We start from the raw sequence: 8,023 nt of genomic DNA, 5'->3' as shown, positions 1-8,023 counted from the left end.
ACTTCTCCATTCTGCGTGATGAGCAGTGGCTCGCCAGAAGCCGTCAAATCCGTGACGATCTGCGCTGCGTCGCTTTTCAGATAGCTGATTGGCTTTACGTGGTCCGCCAGGCGCATGTCTGATCCTCCGTTGGTCGCGTCATTCAGACCTGAATATAGGCTATCAGTTTTATGCAAAGTCCTGAATCAGCCTGAGCCGCTCGTGATCTGTCATCGGAGGCTCGATTTGGCCGCCCGTAGAATATGCTGCAGTTCGACGCCATTTTCCTGGGTCGCCATGAATGCGCCGCCCTATCCTGCTTCCCCCGCGTCGCGGGCCACGGGCGATGAGCGCGCTGATCGGGCCTCAGCCTGCGCTGCCACGAATATCTGCTGCAGCTTGTGCAGCACGTTTTCGCCTTCAGCCAGAGACGGGCCGATTTTCGACTGATCCAGCTTGCAATACTGGCGCTCAGTCTCACTGATTTCAAAGGTCTCGGTTCCGCTCCAGTCTGTGGTGATCTCAACGCGAATCGTGACCTTCATTTCGATCTTCGGCAGACGTGGTGCTCAAATTTTAGGCGGCACACCAAAACCCAAGGTTTTTAACGCTCCCCACTCAACCTCCTTTCTGATATTTAGCGGGCATCTACACCAGCTGCGCCGCCGCTTTGCGGCGACGGTGCCGACACATATCCCTCTGCGGTTGCCCTTTGATGCCATTCACGTGCTTGCGCGGGGTCACGCTCAACACCTAACCCGTCCTGGTATGCCTGCCCCATGTTGAACATCGCATCGGCGTTACCATGTTCGGCGGACTTGCGAAACCATGCGGTCGCCTGGCCGTAATCCATCGCGACCCCTCGGCCGAACGCATAACATTTCGCTACGTAGAGCTCGCCACGCGCGTCGCCCAGACTGGCCGCTTTCGCGAACCATTCGAACGCATCGACAGCGTCTTGTGCGACAGCGGACTTGTTCCAGTAGTAAACACCTAAATCCAGCATGGCGGCCACGTTGCCTTGTTCGGCAGAACGTCGCAGCCACATAACGCCAGCGGCAAAATCACGCTCGACGCCACGGCCAGCCAGATACGCAATACCAAGGTTGGTTTGTGCGTCAGCGTTGCCCTGCTCGGCGGACTTGCGCAGCCACGAAGCAGCCTGCGAGTCATCCTTTGCGACGCCACGACCTTCTTTATAAAACGCCGCAAGATAAACTTCGGCCTGGGCGTCGCCCTGCGCGGCCGCCTTGGCGAACCAGTGGAACGCTTCGGCGTCGTTTCGCGTGACGCCTTGCCCACTCGCGTAACTGGAGCCGAGCCACACCATTCCATTGGCATCGCCCTGGTCAGCGGCCTTACGAAACCACCCTATCGCTGCGGTCAGATCGGTCTCGATGCCAATGCCCTTCGCGTAACGGCTGCCCAACTGCCACTGCGAAAACGCATCGCCCTGGTTCGCCGCCGACTTCAGCCAGCCTGTAGCGAGCGCCTCGTCATGCGGTACACCCTGGCCACGGGCATACATGATCGCGAGATTTTTCTGAGCGCCAACGTTTCCGCTGAGCGCCGCCTCTGTGAACAGCTCAGCCGCTCGCCTGTCGTCATGAGCGACGCCCAAGCCTGTCATGTAGAGGTATCCGAGATTCACTTTCGCCTTCAGATCGCCACCTTGCGCCGACAACGCAAACCAGTGCGCCGCCACCTTCAAATCCGGCGGCACGCCGATGCCGCGTTGGAAACACACACCCACCTTGAACTGAGCCGGAGCATAGTCCTGCGCCGCGGCGGTCCGGTACCATTCGAGCGCCCGGTCGACGTCGCGAGGCAGACCGTACAACCCGTATTCATAAAACACCCCGACATTGTCCTGTGCAGGCGCATAGCCGCCCTCTGCGGACTTCGTCATCCATTGCACCGCCAGCGCGTCGTTCTGTGGCACGCCTAGTCCCTTCAGGTACGCGTAGCCGAGCCGATTCTGTGCAGCCGCGTAGCCCTGATCTGCGGCCTTCCGATACCACTGGGCAGCGATGCCATCGTCGCGCACCACGCCCTGGCCGACGCTATACAGCCGGCCCAGGATGTCCTCGGCTTCCGGCTGACCTTGTTCGGCCGACAGTCGAATGGCGCGCACGCGAGCGTCGCTGGCGTCAAGTTGACGGATATTTTTTGCCTCGCTTGCGTCGTCGCGAGCAAACTCTCCTATCTCGACAGATGGCGCCAGCGCGGGCGCCATTATCTGGGATGCGGCCAACGAGTTGCTGGCAAGCAGCGCAAGCCCAACAGCAATGAATCCGCTCATCCGTCGTGGGCACAGCATAAATATGTTCATCGGGGATGCCTCGCGTCTATTTTTCTCGTAGTTCTGATGGCGCTTTTATCGAACAGCCAGATGCACAGGTCCACATTGGCGTGTTTTACTTTACTGCTGATTTTAACAACACTCACGATTCCTTGAGCGAGTGCCAGGATATTGAGGAGATAAATGCGACAAAGCTTTGCGGACAGATAGTTTTGCTACCGGTGTTGATTGAGGTTCTGTCGCAAAAAGGCGATCCGCTACGATGTGGAGAACAACATGAATGGCTGATCGGTTGATAACGAAGTTGAATCCGGCGATGGCCCGAGTGCTCAAGCGCCTGCATTATCGCTCGACGTGATCCTGATGTGCGTACCGCTGGTACGTAGCCTATCCGCTGCGCCTGCATCACATCGAAGAGAGGGTCGCTGAGTGAGGCATTTGCGCTGATCATTCGACCGTGCATCGCTGGACGCTCAAGCCATTGCCGGTGCTGGAGAAGGCGTTGCGCCGCCACAAGAGCCAGAGCTGGCGAATGGACAAGACGTACTTCGCGTCAAGGACGAATGGCGGTATCTTTACCGGGCCGTCGACAAGGACGGCAACACGATTGACTTTCTGCTACGTGCCCATCCGGACAAGACTACTCGGCGTTACTTTGAGAAATCGATCGCCCTTAATGGCGCACCCGAGACGGTGACCATCGACAAAAGCGGCGCCAATCCCGCCGCGCCCGAAGTCATCAGTGATGATCGTGAATCGCCCATCCAGATCCGCCAGTCCAAATATCCAAACAATCTTGTCGAGCAGGACCATCGCGCGACCAAGCGACGCACGCGACCCATGCGTCCGTCCCTGATCAATTCTACAAACTGACAACATAAATAGTACTTCGCATGCCGAGCAACTTTCCTCCGCGAGCCGTACTGCGACAGAACCTGTTGAGTTGACGCGCAAGCTGGCAGCTTCTCGCTCGCTTTCGCCATTGGCACAACAACCGGCTGGAGCAACACCGTCGGCGTTTGGGTCACCAGAACGACTCGTTGGCTGACGACAAGCCCGCCGTGAGTACCCTCTCGCTTATAATCCCCTCATTGATAGTGATTTCACCGGCGGAGAGCCCCACTCTATGAGTCAGCCACATGGGCGATATGCGGGATCTCGAGACAAGGGCCCGCGCCAATCGCGCCAGCCATCGACTTCTCATCGACAGAACAAGCCATACGTCAAAACGCCACCTGTCCGGGATCCAGCGCAGACGGCGTCCATTTTCAAAACGCGTTCGTTTAAATGGCTGGTCGATGCGGTGGGCGCAGAGAATATTGCACTGGGACTCGATTCCAACCTGACGCGCGTGGCCGAATTAATAAACGGCGAGAGATTCACACCCGAGACGGCCTTCCACATTGAAACAACGCTTGGGCTACCCGATGGGTTTTTCGATCAACCTAACCCCGCCCTCACATCCGAGACCATCAGTCGTTTGAAGGCGCCGCTTGACTTTATTCGCGCTAACGCTGAACCGGAATCGGCGGACGAGCAGGCATCGGAACCTTCTCCTGCAATGCAAGCGAACCGCCGCCCTGCCCCCACAGACCGTTTGCCCAGGGAACTAGAAATGTCAAAGAGAACCGATGGTGGCTCGCCACAGGCCGTCGCGAAGAGCAAGCCCACAGCGACAAGGACTGCCACGGTTACTTCGTCGAAACCGGCCTCAGCGAAAGCTAAAGCGTCCATGAAGTCGGGGGCCCAGCAATCCTTGCCGTTGAACGACGTCGCAGCCCTGCAAAACATTCGTCGCGCCAACCTGCACGTACTCACCTCACGTAAGGGATCGAAGGTGCGACTCAGCGCGGTAATGAGTATCAGCGCCTCCAACCTGGACAATCGTCTGTATGGGCAGAAGCGCATGGACAATGCCGAAGCCAGCCGATTCACTGAACGTCTTGGGCTGCCAACTGCCTGGCTGGACATTCCGCGTTCAGTCACGGACATTCCCGAGTCGGTGTCGGCTCTGCTTGATCCGCAGTCAGGTCGACCTCTATCCGTTCAACAGGAGCGATCAGCTGCCATAAGTCCGGAAGCGGCGGTGGCAAGAAAGTCCATGGGTAAGAAGGCGAAAACCGTGAACGGTCGACACGCCCAACCGTCCGAGGTGGATCACACCAGCGATGCCGCCGTGACGAAGGCAGTCGTGGAGCAACTCGATCCAGTACTCGCGCCTGCCTCCGATCTGGCGATCCGGCAAACTGTTGACAACGATGTCACACCGTCCGCCTCTCACCAGCAGACTGTGCCGCCCTCCGTCACAGAGGTCATTGCGGAGCCGTGCCGTTCTGCTACCGTGACGAGCCTGGACGATCTGATAGGCATTGAACCAATAGCAGAAGCCCTGATCAAGACGCTCGCAGGGAAAGCACGGACTGGGCGGCTGGATGAGATGAAAGCGCTGGAACTATTGCGACAGATCGTGTCGCTCTGACCTGAATCGACAGTACAGCGGAATTCCGAGGCGGTGGGGCTGCCCGCGGAACGGCACGCCCTTTCAGCAGACGCCACTTACCCCGGTCGTAGAAAAGAGAAGTCTGCCTCTTCTCATCGCAGCCTTGATTGCTTGCGCCGGCTGTAGTCGAGCTCTGGAAGCTGCGGGCAACTCGCGCGGGCATTGTCAGGTTGTTGGGTCGGTCACGTAAGATGGCGCGATGAAGAAATCGAAATCGCTTTATTACGGTCACCGTTTCCCGGCTAGTGTCATCAGCTGTGCTGTTCGATGGTATTTCCGCTTCCAGTTGAGCCTGCGCGACATCGAGGAACTGCTCTTCGAGCGCGGCGTGATTGTGACGTACGAGACAGTCCGATGCTGGTGCGACAAGTTTGGTAAGGGCTCTGCGCATCGATTGAAAGCGGTGCGTCGCAAGCCCGGTAGTACATGGCACCTCGACGAGATGTTCGTCACACTGCGTGGCGAACCGTACCTGCAGTGGCGTGCGGTGGACGAGCATGGCGCCGAACTCGACATCCTGCTTCAAAAGCGGCGCGACAAAGCCGCTGCCCGTGTGCTACGTTCGAGATTCGTTGCCCAGCAAGATCGTCACCGATCAGTTGCGCAGCTATCCGGCGGCAAAAGCCGAGATCCCCGAACTTGCGAACGTGAAGCACGTGTTCGTCAAAGCTGCGGCCCGACTGAACAACCGCGCAGAGAACAGTCATCAACCGACGCGAGAACGCGAGCGTCGCATACGAGGCTTTCGCGACCCAAAACGCACACAGAAATTTCTCTCGTGCTTTGGGCCGATCCGGCAACATTTTGCGCTCAAGCGGCATCTGCTGTGCGCGTCACTCTATCGCAAACAACTCGCGGCGCGATTCGTTGCGTGGTGCGACATCACCGAAGTCGCCCAAAATCCGTCCCACGTCTTCTGAGGACGCTCTTTCCCGCCGTCTTTTCTCCTCAGCCTCGACAAGTTGACAAAGCCCGTTCAGGCCGTGTTCCTGCGCAACGTCGGCGATCGAACGCGCGGGGTCGTTAGCTTGCGCAACCACCATCTCCCGGAATTCTTGTGTGTAGTTTCTCGAGCCGCGTCGCCGGCCCGGTGCGCTCACTTCCATCATTCTGATTCCCACTAGATCTGATGGGAATCAGAATGCCGAAGCCGAATCGTTATGGACAGACGGCACTCTGGACTCGCTTACGCTTGGCAAGTGGTCTCGAGGGTTGTTCGACGCCTGCCCATGTCTGCAAGCTCGGGACGCGCGCCGACACGTGGGGGCAAAAAGTCAACATGATGCGGCGCCCGGGTTTGCCGATCGATGACCACTTGCTGAGTGGAACTGCCGCCTGATGGTCCATGTGGCGTGTCGGACGAAGGTCGCTCTCTGGCCGATCCCCTTCGAATAGCAGCAACAGCACCCGCTCAATCAGCCCAGATGCAATTGCGTGATTGCGACTTCAGTCGATTTAATCTTATGAGGTGCAGATATTTGTGTATTCGTGCGCATCTGCGCGTACGCCTGTCTTAGTGGTCGGGCAGATCTGGCCGAAGCTCCGCTTCAATCTGATCGATCGACGGCAGCTCTGTTTCCAATGATTCGGGCACCTGTCGAAGCAACTGATATTCGGCCACGCCCATTGGCTTCGTCACGCCTCGCAGCGCATATTCCGCGACGAGCCGGTTCTTTTCCTTGCACAGGAGCAAGCCGATCGTGGGTTGATCCTCCGGCGCCTTCACCTGCGCGTCAATCGCAGAGAGGTAGAAGTTAAGCTGGCCGGCATATTCTGGACGGAACGGCGTCGTTTTCAGTTCGACGACCACGTAGCAGCGCAACTTCAGATGGTAGAAAAGGAGATCAATAAAAAATTCATCCCCTCCGACGTCCAGCCGGTATTGCCGTCCGACAAACGCGAATCCCGCTCCCAACTCAAGAAGGAACCGGGTGATATGCTGGGTGAGCGCCTGCTCGATATCGCGCTCCTGTGCATCCTCAGTGAGGCTGAGAAAGTCGAAGATGTATGGGTCCTTCAACGCATCCCGAGCGAGATCGGACTGTGGCGGGGGTAAGGTTTCCCTGAAATTCGTCACGGCGCTGCCCGATCGCGTGTAGGCCGCTGTCTCAATCTGCATCGTCAGCACTTGCCGCGACCAGCCGTGCTCAAGCGTCTTGCCGGCATACCAGCTTCGTTGCTCTGGGTCCTTGACCTTGTCCAGCAAGGTACAGAGATGGAACCAGGGCAATTGTGCAGCAGGCTGCTGCACAAATTCCGCGTCTGGCCAGGCTTGCGCCAGCGAGCGCATATATTTCAGGTTGCGTGGGGAAAAACCGCGCATGTCGGGGAACGCGGCTTTCAGGTCCCGGGCAAGCTGGTCAACTACTCCGGCGCCCCACCCCTGACGCTGCTGACGATCCAGGATTTCCCGGCCAATCTGCCAGTACAGCGTCACGAGTTCGCGGTTCGCGCTGGTCACTGCGCGAAGTCGGGCTCGCTCGACCCTCTGTTTGAGTTCAGCGAGCCAGTGCCTGTAGTCTTCACCCCATGAATCGTTGGGCAGGTTATCCGTCATGCAAGTCTATACTTTCAGTTAATCAACGCTCATTATCCGGGCATCGACAAGCGCGGGCAATCTCGGCATTGAGGGTTTACAGATCCAATGGGCATGAATGTTTAAGGGCGAGACGATAAAAGGGCCAAATTATGTTATGTCAGACCGGATCGAATTGGCTTTTAGACCGCAAACCTAGACTCGGCAGTCGGCAGAGGTAGTCCACATGGCGGCCCAAATCAGCCAGACGAAGATCCGCAACATCGCGCAACGGTCTCCAGCGGCGCGCAACTCAACGGACGCAGACCGCATAAACGCGTTGCCGTTGTGGCAATGAATTTATCAATTCGCGTTGGCACGGCGTTCGCATAACGGTCCAGCGTTGCTGGACAAGCGTTCGACGATGCGAATCAAATCTGGACAAACACATTTCGATCTCCGATCGCGGTTTTCAGAAATAGTTGTGTCACGGGTTCAATGTGTAGGGGAGCGATGGACACCGCCAACGCTCGCCAAATTCGCTTCGGAATGTTCCCCCAGCAGCATCCGCATCGCATGTTCGAGCGCATCGAGCCGGATTCCTATCGGTTCCGTTTTCTGCCAGAGCACGCTGGCCATATGTAGAGCGTCGGAGCGGTCCCGACGTAAGCGTCAGCGCATCCCGTCTTGAATCGCGGCATTCCGAATGTGAAGGTGTTGCTTTCGT

The 8,023-nt window shown here is 57.8% G+C and carries 6 protein-coding genes and 4 pseudogenes; 5 read left to right on the top strand and 5 right to left on the bottom strand.

The features are described 5' to 3' along the window. The 3 genes and pseudogenes from PQR40_RS35895 to PQR40_RS35885 all read right to left on the bottom strand — a co-directional run. Positions 1 to 116: pseudogene (locus PQR40_RS35895) on the bottom strand (prevent-host-death protein); the annotation flags it as partial. Between the two features lie 228 nt (positions 117 to 344). Further along, positions 345 to 524: pseudogene (locus PQR40_RS35890) on the bottom strand (ISKra4-like element ISBte2 family transposase); the annotation flags it as partial. A 92-nt stretch (positions 525 to 616) separates the two neighbouring features. Further along, entirely contained in the window at positions 617 to 2,311 is a 1,695-nt protein-coding gene (locus tag PQR40_RS35885) for an SEL1-like repeat protein (RefSeq protein ID WP_408511003.1), read from the bottom strand. 5 nt (positions 2,312 to 2,316) lie between these two features. On the opposite strand from PQR40_RS35885, the gene PQR40_RS35880 reads away from it, so the two are divergent. The 4 genes and pseudogenes from PQR40_RS35880 to PQR40_RS35865 all read left to right on the top strand — a co-directional run bounded on the left by PQR40_RS35880 (position 2,317) and on the right by PQR40_RS35865 (position 5,701). Next, the gene (locus tag PQR40_RS35880; protein ID WP_408511002.1) at positions 2,317 to 2,577 is read left to right on the top strand and encodes a hypothetical protein; all 261 of its coding nucleotides are present in this window, start codon (positions 2,317 to 2,319) and stop codon (positions 2,575 to 2,577) included. Continuing rightward, positions 2,577 to 3,124 (top strand): annotated as a pseudogene (locus PQR40_RS35875) (IS6 family transposase); the annotation flags it as partial. The gene PQR40_RS35880 and the pseudogene PQR40_RS35875, both read left to right, overlap by 1 nt. A gap of 283 nt (positions 3,125 to 3,407) precedes the next feature. Then, positions 3,408 to 4,760, top strand: coding sequence for a hypothetical protein (locus tag PQR40_RS35870; protein ID WP_408341007.1), 1,353 nt, complete (start codon positions 3,408 to 3,410; stop codon positions 4,758 to 4,760). Positions 4,761 to 4,980: 220 nt separating this feature from the next. Next, positions 4,981 to 5,701: pseudogene (locus PQR40_RS35865) on the top strand (IS6 family transposase). On the opposite strand, the gene PQR40_RS35860 reads toward PQR40_RS35865, so the two are convergent. Both PQR40_RS35860 and PQR40_RS35855 read right to left on the bottom strand, forming a co-directional pair. Continuing rightward, complete coding sequence (locus PQR40_RS35860) at positions 5,615 to 5,890, bottom strand: transposase (RefSeq protein ID WP_408511001.1); 276 nt, start codon at positions 5,888 to 5,890, stop codon at positions 5,615 to 5,617. The pseudogene PQR40_RS35865 and the gene PQR40_RS35860 overlap by 87 nt on opposite strands. 404 nt (positions 5,891 to 6,294) lie before the next feature. Beyond that, positions 6,295 to 7,338 (bottom strand): PDDEXK nuclease domain-containing protein, encoded by a 1,044-nt coding sequence (locus PQR40_RS35855; RefSeq protein WP_408511000.1) that lies wholly within the window; start codon positions 7,336 to 7,338, stop codon positions 6,295 to 6,297. 471 nt (positions 7,339 to 7,809) lie between these two features. Here PQR40_RS35855 and PQR40_RS35850 point away from each other — a divergent pair, with 471 nt between their 5' ends. After that, positions 7,810 to 7,941: a hypothetical protein gene (locus tag PQR40_RS35850; RefSeq protein ID WP_408510999.1), complete on the top strand. Its 132-nt coding sequence runs from the start codon at positions 7,810 to 7,812 to the stop codon at positions 7,939 to 7,941. The last annotated feature ends 82 nt before the right edge of the window (positions 7,942 to 8,023 follow it).

Source organism: Paraburkholderia sediminicola (assembly GCF_046026855.1).
Lineage (GTDB): Bacteria > Pseudomonadota > Gammaproteobacteria > Burkholderiales > Burkholderiaceae > Paraburkholderia > Paraburkholderia sediminicola_A.
This window is presented reverse-complemented; position numbering and strand designations above follow the sequence as displayed.